Source organism: Actinophytocola xinjiangensis, assembly GCF_001921215.1.
Taxonomy (GTDB): Bacteria; Actinomycetota; Actinomycetes; order Mycobacteriales; family Pseudonocardiaceae; genus Actinophytocola; species Actinophytocola xinjiangensis.
The window spans coordinates 42,634-60,017 of record NZ_MSIF01000029.1 but is presented as its reverse complement, the minus strand read 5'-3'; the positions used below and the strand labels follow the sequence as shown (position 1 = coordinate 60,017).

Below are 17,384 nucleotides of genomic sequence, written 5' to 3'. Positions count from 1 at the left end.
ACGACACCTACGCGCAGCTGGGACTCGACTTCGGCCCGGCGTTCCGCAGCGTGACTGCCGTCTGGCAGCGTGGAAACGAGCTGTACGCGGACATCACGCTGCCCGACGCGTCCGACGCCGCCGGCTACGGGATCCACCCGACGCTGCTCGACGCCGTGCTGCACCCCGGGCTCCTGCTCCGCGACTCCACCATGGGCCGGGTGCCCTTCTCCTGGCGGGACGTGACGCTGCACGCCACCCAGGTCTCGGCGCTGCGGGTGCGGCTGCTCGGCGCGGACACCGACACCGTGTCAGTCCTCGCCTCGGACCCGGCGGGCAGGCCGGTGCTGTCCGTCGGCGCTCTGGACCTGCGTGCCCCGGCCGCGCCCACCCCCGACTCCACCACGGGCGAGACGCTGCTGCGCGTCGAGTGGGTACCTCAACCCGGCGGCCACGAGCGCGCCGAGGGCTTCACCGCGCCCCTGGTCGACTCGCTCACCGAGCTGACCGGTGAGGTGCCCGAGCTGGTGCTGCTGCGCCTGCCGCGCGAGAACGACCCCCGCACGGCAACCCACCGCACGCTGGCTCTCGTCCAGGAATGGCTCGCCGAACCACCGTTCGCCGGCTCCTGCCTGATGGTGGTCACCCGCGGCGCGGTGTCCGTCGACGACGAGCCGGTCACCGACCCCGCCGCCGCCGCGTGCTGGGGGCTGGTCCGCACCGCGCAGATCGAGCACCGGGGTCGGCTCGTGCTGCTCGACCTCGACGAGGTCACCGATCCCGCGTCGGTCGTGGCGGACGTGCTGCCGGTGCTCGCGGCCGGTGAGCCGCAACTGGCCGTCCGGGGCGGCGAGGTCCGCGTGCCGCGCCTGGCGCCGCTCGCGTCGGGGCCGTTGGTGCCGCCCGGCGGCACTCCGTGGCGGCTCGGCGTGACCCGGCAGGGAACCCTCGACGATCTGGCGCTGCTGCCGTGCCCGGAGGTCGCCGGTCCGTTGGCCGGCAGGCAGGTGCGGGTGGCGATCGGTGCCGCCGGGCTGAACTTCCGGGACGTGCTGAACGCGCTCGGCATGTACCCGGGCGAAGGCGGGCTGTACGGCTCGGAGGCGGCCGGTGTGGTCGCCGAGATCGGCCCCGAGGTCACCGGCCTGAAGGTCGGCGACCGTGTGATGGGCATGCTGTTCGGCGGTTTCGGACCGCTTGGCGTGACCGACGAACGACTGCTGGTCCCGGTGCCGGCCGACTGGTCGATCGAGACGGCGGCCTCGGTGCCGCTGGCGTTCCTCACCGCCTACCACGGGCTCGTCGATCTGGCCGGACTCGCCGCGGGGGAGAAGGTCCTCGTGCACGCCGGCGCGGGCGGCGTCGGCATGGCGGCCGTCCAACTGGCGAGGTGGCTGGGCGCCGAGGTGTACGCCACGGCGAGCGAGTCCAAGTGGGACACCCTGCGCGCACTCGGCGTCGACGACGACCACCTCGCGTCCTCGCGGACCCTGGAGTTCGCGCAGCGGTTCGCGGGCGCCGGCATCGACGTGGTGCTCAACGCGCTGGCCGGTGACTTCGTGGACGCCTCGCTTGGCCTGCTCCGCGACGGCGGCCGGTTCGTCGAACTTGGCAAGACCGACATCCGCGACGCCGCGACCCTACCGGCCGTGCGCTACCAGGCCTTCGACCTCGGCTGGGTGGACACGGACCGTATCCAGGGGATGTTGCGGGAGCTGGTCGCGTTGTTCGACGCGGGCGCGCTGACCCCGCTGCCGACGCGGACCTGGGACGTGCGGCACGCGCGCGACGCGTTCCGCTTCATGAGCGGCGCCCGGCACGTCGGCAAACTCGTGCTGACCATCCCCCATGGACTCGACCCCGACGGCACCGTCCTGATCACCGGTGGCACCGGTGGGCTCGGTGCCGTTCTGGCCCGTCATCTCGTGACGGCGCGTGGGGTCCGGCGGCTGGTGTTGACCAGCAGGCGTGGGCCCGATGCCCCGGGGGCGGTCGACCTGCACGCCGAGTTGACGGCGGCCGGTGCCGACGTGACCGTCGCCGCGTGTGATGTCGCCGACCGCGACGCGCTGGCCGCGTTGCTGGCCGGCCTGACGCGTCCGCTGACCGCCGTGGTGCACGCGGCGGGCGTGATCGACGACGGCGTTGTCGATCACCTGACTCCCGAGCGGATCGACCGGGTGTTCGCGCCCAAGGCCGAGGCCGCCCGTCACCTCGACGAGCTGACCCGCGGCCACGACCTGTCGGCGTTCGTGCTGTACTCGTCGGTCGCCGGCGTCATGGGCAGCCCCGGCCAGGCCAACTACGCCGCTGCCAACGCGTATCTGGACGCGCTCGCCACGCGTCGTCGTGCCGAGGGACTGCCGGCGGTGTCGCTGGCCTGGTCGTCCTGGGACGCGGCCGACGCCGGTGGCATGGTCGGCACGCTCGCCGATTCGGTACGTGGCCGGTTGGCGGGGTCGATGTTGCCGCCGTTGTCGGTCGCGCGGGGTCTCTCGTTGTTCGACACCGCGCTCGGTGTGGACGACGCCGTGGTGGTCCCGGTCGCCGTGCGGCCAGGTGCCGGCGGCGCCAGGGTCACCGGCGAGGTGCCGCCCATTCTTCGTGGTCTGCTCCGCGGTGCCCGTCGGACCGCGGCCGGCGCCGGTTCGGCGACCGCGACCGGTCTGACGATGCGGTTGCGTGGGTTGCCCAACGGCGAACCGTTGCGGTTCCTCACCGATCTGGTCCGCACCGAGGCCGCGACCGTGCTCGGGCACCGTTCCCCCGACGGCGTCGAGGCCGAGCGGGAGTTCCGCCAGCTGGGCATCGACTCGTTGACCGCGGTGGAGCTGTGCAACCGGCTACGGGAGTGCACCGGTCTGCGGTTGTCGACCACCCTGGTCTACGACTACCCGACCCCGGTCGCGGTCGCCGCACACCTGCTGGACGAACTTCTCGGCGCGGACGACCCGGCGCGGAACGTGGTGACCGACCGGGGCTCGTCGGACGAGCCGGTCGCGATCGTGGGGATGGGGTGTCGTTTCCCCGGTGGGGTGGCCTCGCCGGAGGACCTGTGGCGTGTGGTGGTCGACGGTCGGGACGTGCTCTCGCCGTTCCCGACCGACCGTGGCTGGGAGTCGACCTGGCTGACCGATCTCGACGGGCGTGTCGGCGGTTTCCTCCACGACGCGGCCCTGTTCGACAACGACTTCTTCGGGATCTCGCCGCGCGAGGCGGTCGCGATGGACCCCCAGCAGCGGGTGTTGTTGGAGGTCGCGTGGGAGGCGTTGGAGCGCGCCGGGATCGACGCGACGACACTGCGGGGCAGCCGGACCGGTGTGTATGTCGGTTCGAACAACCAGGACTACAGCCATGTCATCGTGAACGCGGCCGAGGACGTCGAGGGGCACGCCGTCACGGGTCTGGGCGGCTCGGTCATCTCCGGGCGCTTGGCGTACAGCTTCGGGTTCGAGGGCCCGGCGTTGACGGTGGACACCGCGTGTTCGTCGTCGCTGGTGACCATGCACCTGGCGGCGAACGCCCTGCGTGCGGGGGAGTGTGGCCTGGCGTTGGCCGGTGGTGTGACGGTCATGGCCACCCCGATGACCTTCGGTGGTTTCGACCGTCAGGGCGGTATCGCCCAGGATGGTCGTTGTAAGGCGTTCTCGGACGATGCCGATGGCACGAACTGGTCCGAGGGTGCGGCGATGCTGGTGTTGGAGCGGTTGTCGGACGCGGTGGCCAACGGGCACGAGGTGCTGGCGGTGTTGCGGGGTTCGGCGGTGAACTCCGACGGTGCGTCCAACGGGTTGTCGGCGCCGAACGGTCCGTCACAGCAACGAGTGATCCGTGCCGCGCTCGATGACGCGCGGTTGAGGACGTCGGATGTCGACGTGATCGAGGCGCACGGCACCGGTACGAAGCTCGGTGATCCGATCGAGGCGCAGTCGCTGCTCGCGACCTATGGTCAGGACCGGGAGAGCCCGGTCCTGCTGGGTTCGGTCAAGTCGAATCTGGGTCACACGCAGGGCGCGGCCGGTGCCGCTGGTGTGATCAAGATGGTGCAGGCGATGCGCCACGGGGTGGTCCCGCCAACGTTGCACGTGACGGCGCCGACGTCCCATGTGGACTGGTCGACCGGCCGGATCGAGCTGGTGACCGAGTCGATCCCGTGGCCGGAGATGGGTCGTGTCCGTCGTGCGGCGGTGTCGGCGTTCGGGGTGAGCGGCACGAACGCGCATGTGATCGTCGAGCAGGCGCCGGAGTCCGATGGCGCGGAGCCGGTGACCACGGGCATCGCTTCGTTGCCGGTCGTGTTGTCCGCCCGCGGCGCCGACGCGTTGGCCGCTCAGGTCGACGCGCTGCTCGCTCGACTGTCCGTCGCGGACGTTCGGGCTGGGGATCTGTCCCGGTCGATGACGACGGCGAGGGCGTCGTTCGAACACCGGCTCGGTGTGGCGGTCGCGGACACGGCCGAGTTGGGTGCCGCCTTGGCGGCGTGGCGTGCCGACGGCCGGGCACCAGGGGTCGTGACCGGTGTTGCGCCCGCGCGGGTGAAGCTCGGGATGTTGTTCGCCGGTCAGGGTGCGCAGCGTCTCGGTATGGGTCGTGAGTTGTATGCGCGGTTCCCGGTGTTCGCCTCGGCGATCGAGGCGGTGTTCGCCGAGTTGGATCCTCGGGTGCGCGAGGTGATGTGGGGTGTCGATCCGAGTCTGGTGGACGACACCACGTGGGCGCAGCCGGCCCTGTTCGCGCTGGAGGTCGCGCTTTACCGTCTGGTGGAGTCGTTCGGTGTGCGGCCGGATCGTGTGGCTGGTCATTCGATCGGTGAGATCGCGGCGGCTCATGTGGCGGGTGTGTTGTCGCTGTCGGACGCGTGTCGTCTGGTGAGTGCTCGCGCGTCGCTGATGGGCGCGTTGCCGCGTGGCGGTGTGATGGTGGCGTTCCGGGCCACCGAGTCGCAGCTGCGGTTGACCGACGGTGTGTCGATCGCGGCGGTCAACGGGCCGGACAATGTCGTCCTCGCGGGTGCCGAGGCCGAGGTCATGGCTGTCGTCGGTGACCGTAAGCACAAGCGGCTTCCGGTGTCGCACGCGTTCCACTCGTCGTTGATGGATCCGATGCTCGACGATTTCCGGGCGGCGATCGCGGGGATCGTGTTCCACCAACCGGAGATTCCGATCGCGGGTGCGGTGACCGATCCCGAGTACTGGGTGAACCACGTTCGTGACACCGTCAGGTTCGCCGACCGACTCGCCGAGGCCGCCGAGACCGGAATCACCGCCTTCCTCGAACTCGGTCCGGACGGCACGTTGTCCGCGCTCGCCGCCGACACCGGACTCGCCGTCCCCGCGCTGCGCCGCGACCGTGATGAGCAGGACGCGTTCGTCGAGGCCCTCACCCGCCTGCACGTCGCGGGCGTGACGGTCGACTGGGCGCCGCTCTACGTCGGTACCGGTGCGGTGATCGACCACGACCTGCCCACCTACGCGTTCACCCACGAACGGTTCTGGCCCGAGGTCGTGGCCAGGGCGGGTGACGTGTCCGCGCTGGGACTGACCGAGGCCGGACATCCACTGCTCGGCGCCGCGCTCACCGTGGTCGAGTCCGGTGAGTCCGTGCTCACCGGCAGGCTGTCGCAGCCGGACTGGTTCACCGGAACCGGGTTGGTCGAGTTGGCGTTGCATGCCGGCGATCGTGTCGGCTGCGAGCACCTCACGGAGCTGACGTTGCTGGCGCCGCTGGAATCCGGCGCCGAGTTGGACGTGCAGGTCTGGCTGTCCGCACCGGCCGACGACGGGACGCGCGCGCTGGGGATCCACGCCCGCCGCGCCGACGCCGTCAGCCCGGAGTGGACACGGCACGCGACCGGCACGCTGGCCGAAACCGCTCCCGGCGGGGACCGGTGGCCGCCGGTCGAGTCCTGCGTGGAGATCACCCTGCCGGACGGCGTCGACGACGCGACCGGCTACGGCATCCACCCGGCACTGCTCGACGCGCTGACCAACGACGGGTCCGGACGGGTGCCCCTGACCTGGCGGGACGTCACCCTGCACGCCTCCGGAGCGACCGCACTGCGTGCCCTGGTCCGTGAGATCGACGCCGACACCGTGTCGGTCACCGCACTCGACCAGCAGGGCGCGCCCGTGCTCTCGGTGGGCGCACTCGTGCTGGGCGCCCCGGCGGAGGGTGCCAGAACAGGCGAGACCCTGCTGCGCCTCGACTGGGCGGCCGTGCCGGCCGAGACCGGCAGGCCTGACGCGGCGGGCGACACCGTGTCGGTACCGATCGTGACCGCGCTCGCCGAGGTGACCGGCGACGTGCCGGGGCTGGTGGTGCACCCGCTGCCGATGGTCGACGACCCGAGGGCCGCGGTTCACGGCGCGCTGGCGCTCGTGCGGGAATGGTTGGCCGACGAGCGGTTCGCCTCGTCCTGCCTGGTGGTCGTCACCCGTGGCGCGGTCCCGGTCGACGGTGAGCCGGTCGCCGATCTCGCGGCCGCCGCGTGCTGGGGTTTGCTGCGGACCGCCCAGAACGAGCATCGCGGCCGGTTCGTGGTGATGGACCTCGACTTCCACACCGACGTCACCGACGCGGTGTCCTCGGCCCTGCCGGTGCTGGCGGCCGGTGAGCCGCAACTCGCCGTACGGGACGGTGTGGTGCGGGTGGCGCGTCTCGCGGCGCACACCGAGCCCGGTCCCGCCGTCGACCTTGACCCGGACGGCATCGTCCTGATCACCGGTGGGACCGGTGGGCTCGGTGCCGTTCTGGCCCGTCATCTCGTGACGGCGCGTGGGGTCCGGCGTCTCGTGTTGACCAGCAGGCGAGGGCCCGACGCCCCGGGGGCGGTCGACCTGCACGCCGAGTTGACCGCAGCCGGTGCCGACGTGACCGTCGCCGCGTGTGATGTGGCCGACCGCGACGCGCTGGCCGCGTTGCTGGCCGGCCTGACACACCCGCTCACCGCTGTCGTGCACGCGGCCGGTGTGCTCGACGACGGTGTCGTGGAGGCCATGACCCGGGAGCGGATCGACCGGGTGTTCGCGCCCAAGGCCGAGGCCGCCCGTCATCTCGACGAGCTGACCCGTGGCCACGACCTGTCGGCGTTCGTGCTGTACTCGTCGGTCGCCGGGGTCATGGGCGGCGCTGGCCAGGCCAACTACGCCGCGGCCAACGCGTATCTGGACGCGCTCGCCACGCGTCGTCGTGCCGAGGGGCTGCCGGCGGTGTCGCTGGCCTGGTCGTCCTGGGACGCGATCGAAGCGGGCGGAATGACCGGCACGCTGACCGACCAGGCCCGCAGGCGGTTGGCGAGTTCGGTGCTGCCGCCACTGTCGGTGGCGCAGGGTCTCGCGTTGTTCGACACCGCGCTCGGCGTCGACACTCCCGTGGTCGTTCCGGTGGCCGCGCGGCCAGGTGCCGACGGGGCCCGGATCAGCGGCGAGGTGCCACCGATCCTGCGTGGCCTCGTGCGGGGCGCGCGTCGCGTCGCGGCGGGGGCGGGATCGGCGACGGCGACCGGCCTGGTGATGCGGTTGCGCGCATTGCCCGACGGCGAACCGTTGCGGTTCCTCACCGATCTCGTGCGCACCGAGGCGGCCAGCGTGCTCGGGCACCGTTCGGAGTCCACGGTGGAGGCCGACCGCGAGTTCGGCCAGCTGGGTATCGACTCGTTGACCGCGGTGGAGCTGTGCAACCGGCTGCGTGAGTGCACCGGGCTGCGTCTGTCCACGACGCTGGTCTACGACTACCCGACTCCGCTGGCGGTCGCGGGCCACCTGCTGGAGGAACTGTTCGGCGCGGAAACCCCGGTGCGGGACGAGGTGACCGAACGGGGCGTTCTGAACGAGCCGATCGCGATCGTCGGCATCGGGTGTCGCTTCCCCGGTGGGGTGGCCTCGCCGGAGGACCTGTGGCGTGTGGTGGTCGACGGTCGGGACACGCTCTCGCCGTTCCCGACCGACCGTGACTGGGAGTCGAGCTGGTTCTCCGACGGCGATCTCGGTGATCGAGTCGGCGGTTTCCTCCACGACGCGACGACGTTCGACAGCGAGTTCTTCGGGATCTCGCCGCGCGAGGCGGTCGCGATGGATCCCCAGCAGCGGATCCTGCTCGAGGTGACGTGGGAGGCGCTGGAACGCGCCGGGATCGACGCGACGACACTGCGGGGCAGCCGGACCGGTGTGTACGTCGGTTCGAACAACCAGGACTACAGCCACGTCGTCGTGAACGCCGCCGAGGACGTCCAGGGACACGCGGTCACCGGGGTCGCCGGTTCGATCATCTCGGGCCGGCTCGCGTACAGCTTCGGGTTCGAGGGCCCCGCACTGACCGTCGACACCGCGTGTTCGTCGTCGCTGGTGACCATGCACCTGGCAGCCAATGCCCTGCGCGCGGGGGAGTGCGGACTCGCTCTGGCCGGTGGCGTGACGGTCATGGCCACCCCGATGAACTTCGGCGGGTTCGACCGCCAGGGCGGAATGGCCCAGGACGGCCGCTGCAAGGCGTTCTCGGACGACGCCGATGGCACGAACTGGTCCGAGGGTGCCGCGATGCTCGTGTTGGAGCGGTTGCCGGACGCGGTCGCCAACGGACACGAGGTTCTGGCCGTGTTGCGGGGTTCGGCGGTGAACTCCGACGGTGCGTCCAACGGGTTGTCGGCGCCGAACGGCCCGTCACAGCAACGAGTCATCCGCGCCGCACTCGGCGACGCCCGACTGTCCACAGCCGACGTCGACGTGATCGAGGCCCACGGCACCGGTACCAAGCTCGGTGATCCGATCGAGGCACAGTCGCTGCTCGCGACCTACGGTCAGGACCGGGAGAACCCGGTCCTGCTGGGTTCGGTCAAGTCGAACCTCGGTCACACGCAGGGCGCCGCCGGTGCCGCCGGTGTGATCAAGATGGTGCAGGCGATCCGCCACGGGGTGGTCCCGCCAACGTTGCACGTGACCTCCCCGACATCCCATGTGGACTGGTCGGCCGGCCGGATCGAGCTGGTGACCGAACCGACCGGCTGGCCCGCCGTCGACCGCCCACGCCGCGCCGGGGTGTCGTCCTTCGGTATCAGCGGCACCAACGCGCACGTGATCATCGAACAGGCGCCGCCCGCGACCACGGCGGAATCGTCCACCGCCACCGGTGTTCCCTGGGTGGTGTCGGCACGAACCCCCGCCGCCGTCGACGACCAGATCTCCCGACTGGCCACGGTGGACCAACCGGCGGCCGACATCGCGTACTCCCTGCTGTCGCGCACCACCTTCGAGCACCGGGCGGTCATCCTCGACGGCGTCGAGGTGGCACGCGGACAGGCCCAGGGCGCCCGGCTCGCCTTCCTGTTCGCCGGGCAGGGCGCGCAGCGCCTGGGCATGGGCCGCGAACTGCACGCCCGCTACCCCGTGTTCGCCGCCGCGTTCGACGAGATCACCGACCGCTTCGAGGGATTGCGGAAAACCCTGTGGGGCCGGGACATCGCCGCGCTGAACCGCACCGGCTGGGCCCAACCCGCGCTGTTCGCGTTCGAGGTGGCGCTCTACCGGCTCGTGGAGTCGGCGGGCGTGCGGCCCGACGTCGTCGTCGGCCACTCGATCGGCGAGATCGCCGCCGCCCACGTGGCCGGGGTGTTCTCCCTCGACGACGCGTGCACGCTGGTCGAAGCCCGGGCACGACTCATGCAGGCGCTGCCGGCCGGTGGGGCCATGGTCGCCGTCCGTGCCGGCGAGGACGAACTGGCCCTGACCGACGGTGTGTCCATCGCCGTGGTCAACGGCCAGGACGATCTCGTCCTGGCCGGGGTCGAGGACCAGGTCATGGCGGTGGTGGGGGATCGGGAGCACAAGCGGCTGCGGGTGTCCCACGCGTTCCACTCACCGCTCATGGACCCGATGCTCGACGACTTCCGCGCCGCCATCGCCGGGATCACCTTCCACGAACCCGCCATCGCGATGGTCAAGGACGTCACGAGCGTCGACCACTGGGTGAACCACGTCCGCGACACCGTCCGGTTCGCCGACGACGTGACCGCCGCCTCGGCGGACCGGTTCCTGGAGATCGGCCCGGACGGCACGCTGTCCGCGCTCACCGGTGGGATCCCCCTGCTGCGCCGGGACCGCGACGAGCAGACCTCGTTCGTCACCGGACTGGCCCGCCTGCACGTCGCGGGCACGGCGGTCGACTGGCGTGCCGTGGTGCCCGCGGGTCGTCGGGTCGACCTGCCCGCCTACCCGTTCCAGCGCGAGCGGTACTGGCCGAAGCTGGGCTCGATGACGTTCGAGGCGAACCCCGTGGACGCCGAGTTCTGGGACGCCGTCGAGCGCGCCGACTCCTCGGCCCTGTCCGTCACCCTCGGCCTCGGCGCCGACACGCTCGACCACGTCCTGCCCGCACTGTCCGCGTGGCGGGTCCGTCGCCGCCAGGAGTCCACCGTGGACTCGTGGCGGTACCGGGAGAACTGGAAGGCGCTGACCCTTCCGACCGTCAGACCTCAGGGCCCGCTGCTGGTCGCGGTGCCGGCCGAACTCGGCGACGACGTGTGGGTGCGGTCCGTGGTGGACGCGCTCGGCCAGGACGCGGTCACCGTGGCACTGCCCCGCACGTCGGGGATGCCCGCGTGGGCCGACGACTCGCTACGCACGATGCTGTCCGGAGACGTCGACCCGTTGCGGGCACGGTACGCCGAGCTGCTGCCAGCCGACCCGTTCTCCGCCGTGGTGTCGTTGCTGGGGCTCGTCGAGGACGTGCCTGGCGCGGCTCCGGCCGGTCTCGGCATGACCCTCACCCTCCTGCAGGCGCTCGAGGACACCGGCGTCGCGGCCCCGGTGTGGGCCATCACCCGAGGGGCGGTGTCCACGTCGGCCGCCGACCCGGCGCCCGACGCGTGGCAGGCGGCGCTGTGGGGCCTCGGCCGGGTCGCGGCGATGGAACAGCCCGCGCGGTGGGGCGGTGCGATCGACCTGCCCGACGAGCTGGATTCCGTGTCGCTGGAACGGTTCCTGGCCGTGATGGCGCATGGCGACGAGGACCAGGTCGCGATCCGGACCTCGGGCGTGTACGGCCGCCGCATGGTGGTCGCGAAGCCGTCGGATCTGGACCCGTGGCAGCCGCACGGCACCGTTCTCGTCACCGGTGGCACCGGCGCCCTGGGCGGGCACGTCGCCCGCGATCTCGCCGCCCGAGGTGCGCAACGGCTCGTGCTGCTCAGCCGTTCCGGCCTGGACGCCCCCGGTGCCGTCGACCTGGCGGCGGAACTGACCGAGCTGGGCGCCACCGCCACGATCGTCGCCTGCGACGCCGCCGACCGCGACGCCGTGGCGGCCGTGCTCGCCGACCTCCCGGCTGGCTCGCTCACCGGTGTCGTCCACACCGCCGGCGTGCTCGACGACGGCATGCTCACCAACCTCACCCCGGACCGGTTCGAGGAGGTCTTCCGCGCCAAGGTCACCTCCGCGCTGGTACTCGACGAGCTGACCGCCGGGCTCGACCTGGAGATGTTCGCGCTGTTCTCCTCCGTGGCGGGTGCGATCGGCAACCCCGGCCAGGCGGGCTACGCGGCCGCCAACACCGCGCTCGACGCGATCGCACAACGCCGCGCGGCGCACGGGCGTGCCGCCACCTCGATCGCCTGGGGCGCCTGGGACGGCGGCGGTATGGCGGCCGGTGTCAGGGGCCGTGGCGGCGGCGACCGGGTGACCTCCACGACGTTGGACCCCGCGCTCGCCGTGCCCGCGCTGTGGCAGGTGGTCGCCGAACCGGCGCCGATCGTCGTACTCGCCGACCTCCAGCAGGAGGACGTGCTCACCGCTCTGCTGAGCCAGCGACCGAACCCGTTGCTCGCGGAACTGCCCGCGGCCAGGGCCGCGGCCGAACGGGCCGCCGCCCTGCGCCAGGAGTCGGCCTCCGCGGCGGCGGAACTGGTGACCCGACTGCGGAGGATGCCGGCCGACGAGGGCGTCGAGGTGATGCTCGACCTGGTCCGCGACGAGGCCGCCGCCGTGCTCGGACACACCGGACGCGCGGCGGTCGCCACCGGGAAGGCGTTCCGCGAACTGGGGTTCGACTCGCTCACCGCGGTGGAACTGCGCGACCGGCTCTACGCGAGCACCGGCCTGCCGCTCGCGGCGACGCTGGTGTTCGACTACCCGAACCCCAAGGCCCTCGCCGACCATCTCGCGGAGACCCTGCTCGCCGTCGGCGGAGACGACCGCGGCGACCTCGCAGCGCCGTCCGGGTCCGACCCGGACGACCCGATCGTCATCGTGGGCATGAGCTGCCGGTTCCCCGGGGGGATCGACACGGTCGACGACCTGTGGGCGCTGCTGTCCGGCGGCGAGCACGCGATCGGCTCGTTCCCCGATGACCGGGGCTGGGACCTCGCGTCGTTGTCCGGACAGGGGCCGGGCCGCAGCGCCACCCAGCGCGGCGGGTTCCTCTCGGGCGCCGCGGAGTTCGACCCGGCCCCCTTCGGCATCTCGCCGCGTGAGGCACTCGCGATGGACCCGCAGCAGCGGCTGCTGCTGGAAACCTCCTGGGAGGCGGTGGAAAGCGCCGGGATCGACCCGGAGTCGTTGCGCGGCACCAGGACCGGCGTGTTCGTCGGCACCAACGGGCAGGACTACCGGCACGTGGTGCTTCGCGCGCGGGAGGATCTGGCCGCGCACTCCGGCACCGGTCTCGCGGCGAGCGTGATCTCCGGCCGCATCTCCTACACGTTCGGACTCGAGGGACCCGCGGTCACCGTCGACACGGCGTGCTCGTCCTCGCTCGTGGCGATGCACTGGGCCGCGCGGGCACTGCGTGGCGGAGAGTGCTCGCTCGCGCTCGTCGGTGGCGCCACCGTGATGGCCACGTCGATGAGCTTCGCCGAGTTCACCGTCCAGGGTGGGCTCGCGCCCGACGGGCTGTGCAAGGCGTTCTCCGACGACGCCGACGGCACGGGCTGGTCCGAGGGTGCCGGCATGCTGGTGCTGGAACGGCGTTCCGACGCCGAACGCAACGGGCACCCGATCGTCGCGGTGCTGCGCGGCTCCGCGGTCAACTCCGACGGCGCGTCCAACGGACTGACCGCACCCAACGGTCCGTCCCAGCAACGGGTGATCCGCGCGGCGCTCGCCGACGCCGGACTGTCCGCACAGGACGTCGACGTCGTCGAGGCGCACGGAACCGGCACCGTGCTCGGCGACCCGATCGAGGCGCAGGCCCTGCTGGCCACCTACGGCCAGGGGAGGACCACGCCGCTGTACCTGGGGGCGGTGAAGTCGAACCTCGGCCACACCCAGGCGGCCGCTGGCGTGGCCGGGGTGTTGAAGATGGTGCTCGCCCTGCGCGCCGGCACCATGCCCAGGACGCTGCACGTGTCCGAGCCGACAAGCAAGGTCGATTGGACGGGCGGCGACATCCGGCTGCTGACCGAGAACCTCGCGTGGCCCGACCGGGGACGGCCGCGCCGGGCCGGCGTGTCGTCGTTCGGGATCAGCGGCACCAACGCGCACGTCGTGCTGGAGCAGGCCGACCCGGTCGTCGCGCCGCCTCGGCCGACGCAGTTGCCCGTGGCGCTGCCGCTGCCGGTGTCCGCGGCCTCGTCAGGTGCGCTGGACGGACAACTCGCGCGGCTGCGGGACTTCCTCGCCGCCAACCCGGCGGTCTCCCACGCCGACGTCGCCTACGCACTGGTCGCCGACCGCGCGGCGCTCGACCACCGCGCCGTGCTGCTGGTCGACGACAGCGGACTGACCGAGGTCGCGAGGGCGACGGCGGGTGAGCACTCGACGGCCGTGCTGTTCGCGGGCCAGGGCGCACAACGCCTCGGCATGGGTCGGGCACTGCACACCCGTTTCCCGGTGTTCGCGTCGGCGTTCGACGAGGTCGTGGACCGGTTCCCCGGTCTGCGTGAGGTCGTGTGGGGCGAGGACGCGGACGAGCTGAACCGGACCGGCTGGGCGCAGCCGGCGTTGTTCGCGCTGGAGGTCGCGCTCCACCGGCTCGTCGAGTCGTGTGGTGTGCGGGTGTCGGCGGTCGCTGGACACTCGATCGGTGAGATCGCGGCGGCGCATGTGGCGGGGGTGTTCTCGCTGGAGGACGCGTGCACCGTGGTGGGCGCGCGCGCTCGGTTGATGCAGGCGTTGCCTGAGGGTGGCGCGATGGTGGCTGTTCAGTGCGCCGAGCACGAGTTGGCGTTGACCGAGGGTGTGTCGGTCGCGGCGGTGAATGGTCCGCACTCGGTGGTGGTGGCCGGTGTCGAGGCCGAGGTCATGGCGGTGGTGGGTGACCGCAAACACAGGCGGTTGTCCGTGTCGCACGCGTTCCACTCGCCGTTGATGGATCCGATGTTGGATGACTTCCGTGCGGCCATCGCCGGAATCTCCTTCGCCGAGCCCCGGTTGGCGATGACCGGCGAGGTCACCGACCCCGAGTACTGGGTGCGCCACGTCCGCGACACCGTCCGCTTCTCCGACACCGTCACCGGGCTGCGGGCACGCGGCATCGACGTCTTCCTGGAACTGGGCCCGGACGGGACCCTCACCGCGCTCACCTCGGACATCGTCGGCAACGTCGTCGGCACCGCGGTCGACGACGCGGTCGACACCGTGCTGACCGTGCCCGCGCTGCGCCGCGACCGCGACGAGGAATCCGCGGTGGTCACCGCGCTCGCCCGGCTGCACGCCGCCGGGGTCCGCGTCGACTGGTCCGGAATCCTCGCCGGCACCGGTGCCCGCCGGGTCGCCCTGCCCACCTACGCGTTCCACCGCGACCACTACTGGCCCGTCGTCGGCGCCGGCCGGGGCGACGCGGCCGGCCTCGGGCTGGAGACCGCGCCGCACCCGCTGCTCGGCACGATCACGCCGCTCGGCGGCACCACCGAGACCCTGCTGACCGGCCGGGTCCAGCCCAACGCCCACCCGTGGCTGCCCGACCACCAGGTCGGCGGGGTGACCGTCCTGCCGGCGACCGCGTGGGTCGAACTGGTCACCAGGGCAGGGGACTACGTCGGCTGCGACACGCTCGTCGAACTGAGCCTCGACGCGCCGCTGGTGCTCGACCCGGACGGTACCCCGATCCAGGTCCGCCTCGGCGACGTCGACGCCGAGGGCCACTGCCCGGTTCTGCTGTACGCCAGGGACACCGGCGCTGCACCGTCGGAGGAGCGCGGGTTCTACCGCTGCGGCACCGGCGTGCTCGGCAGCGGCGTCGCCGTGGCCGACGTGTCCGTCGAGACCATGACCGGCGTGTGGCCGCCCCGGGACGCGGACCCGGTCGCCCTCGACGGCCTGGCCGGCGCGTGGACCAGGGGCGAGGACGTGTTCGCCGAGGTTCACCTGCCCGACTCCGTGACCGACGCCGCCGACTACCTCATCCACCCCGCGCTGCTGTCCCTGGTAGTCCGCGCTGCGGCGCTCACCGGGGTCGCGGGCGAGGTTCCGGTGACCTGGCACGGCAGCCGTGTCCACGCCCAGGGCGCCACCGAACTCCGGGTCCACGTCCGCGCGACCGGCACACACACCGTGTCCATCGCCGCCGTCGACGCCGGAGGGGAACCGGTGTTCACGGTCGCCTCCGTCGAGTTCGGCGCCGCCGGCTTCCGCGCGGGAACCGCACCAGAAACCCCGCTGTTCGGCCTGGACTGGGTCCCGGCCGGTGACCTGCCCACCACGGACGTCACCTGGGCGGTCACCACGGGCGGCCTGGCCGCGCTCACCGAGACGGGCCCGCCCGGTGTCGTCGTCGTGCCGGTCGTCGGCACCGATGTCGACGGCGTGCCGGCACTGCTCGCCGACACGGTGGCCCTCCTGCGCGCCTACCTCGACGACGACCGGTTCGCGACGGTCCCGATGCTGTTCCGCACCCGGGGCGCCACCACGGGCACCGACCTGGGCGCGGCCGCCGTGTGGGGGCTGGTCCGCAGCGCCCAGTCCGAGCACCCCGGCCGGTTCGCGCTCATCGACGTCGTGGACGGCGATCCCGATGACGGTGTGCTCGCCGGTCTCGTTCCCGGACTGCTCAGCGCGGGCGAAACCCAGGCACGCCACCGCGACGGTGAACTGTCGGTCGCCCGGCTGGCGGTGCTCGACGACAGCGGGACCCCGGGCCGCGAATGGGATCCGAACGGCACAGTGCTGATCACCGGCGGCACCGGCGGGCTGGGCGGCGCACTGGCCAGGCACCTGGTCACCACCCGCGACGTGCGCAGGCTGCTGCTCGTGTCCCGCCGGGGCATGGCCGCGCCGGGCACGACCGACCTGATCGAGGAACTGACCACCCACGGCGCGGAGGTCACGGTCGTGGCCTGCGATGTCACCGACCGCCCGGCGGTCGCCGCGTTGCTCGCGGGGATCGATCCCGCGCACCCGCTGACGGCGGTCGTGCACACGGCGGGCGTGCTCGACGACGGGGTGGTGTCCTCGTTGACTCCCGACCGGCTCGCCGCCGTGCTGGCGCCGAAGGCCGGTGCCGCGTGGCACCTGCACGAGCTGACCCGAGATCTCGACCTGGCCTGCTTCGCGCTGTACTCGTCGTCGGCCGGTGTGCTCGGCAGCGCCGGCCAGGCCAACTACGCCGCGGCGAACCTGTTCCTCGACGCGCTCGCCCGCCACCGGCACACGCTCGGCCTGCCCGCCGTGTCGTTCGCGTGGGGCCCGTGGGAGCGGGGCAGCGGCATGACCGGCACGCTCACCGAGGAGCAGCTGGCCAGGATCAGCCGCTCCGGTATGCCGCCGCTGTCCAGCGAACACGGTTTCGCGCTGTTCGACGCCGGTGTCGCGCGCGGCGCGCCCGCTGTGTTCGCCGTGCGGCTCGCCGGCGGCGCGGCCTTCGCCGTCGCCCCACCGGGCACGCGGATCCCGCCGTTGCTGGCCGGGATCATCCGTGGCGGCAGGCGGACCGCGTCCACCGCGTCGGCCGGGTTCCTCGACCGGCTCGCCGGCCTGGATCGGGAGGGCCGGGTGCGGGCGCTGTGCGACCTCGTGCGCACCGAGGCCGCCGCCGTGCTGGGTCACACCGGCATCGACGCCGTCGAGCCCGGTCGCGAGTTCCGTCAGCTCGGGTTCGACTCGCTCACGTCGGTCGAGCTGCGCAACCGGCTCGCCGCCTCCACCGGCCACACGCTCACCTCGACGATCGTGTTCGACTACCCCAACCCGCTCGCGCTCGCCGGGTTCTTGGCCGACGAGTTGGGCGGTGAGGTGGTCGAGGCCGCGCCCGCCGACGCGTTGCTCTCCGAGCTGGACCGGCTTGAGGCGGCGTTCGCCGGGCAGGAAGTGGACGAGGTCGCGCGCACCGGGATCGAGCTGCGGCTGCGCGCGCTGCTCGCGCGGGTGACGGTGACGCCCGTGACGGACGAGGCGGACGTGACCGAGAAGATCAACGCCGCCAGCGCGCGCGAGGTACTGGCCTTCATCGACAACGAGCTCGGTCGGCGGCAGGACCGCTGA

Annotated in this window: 1 protein-coding gene (running past one end of the window); it reads left to right on the top strand. The window is 72.4% G+C overall.

What is annotated here, in order from left to right; all coding sequences use genetic code 11:
* Positions 1 to 17,384, top strand: the 3' portion of a protein-coding gene (locus BLA60_RS45950) for a type I polyketide synthase (RefSeq protein WP_425427123.1). Its footprint begins 3,142 nt before the window's first position; only the last 17,384 of its 20,526 coding nucleotides appear in the window; its start codon lies off the left edge, out of view; it ends in the stop codon at positions 17,382 to 17,384.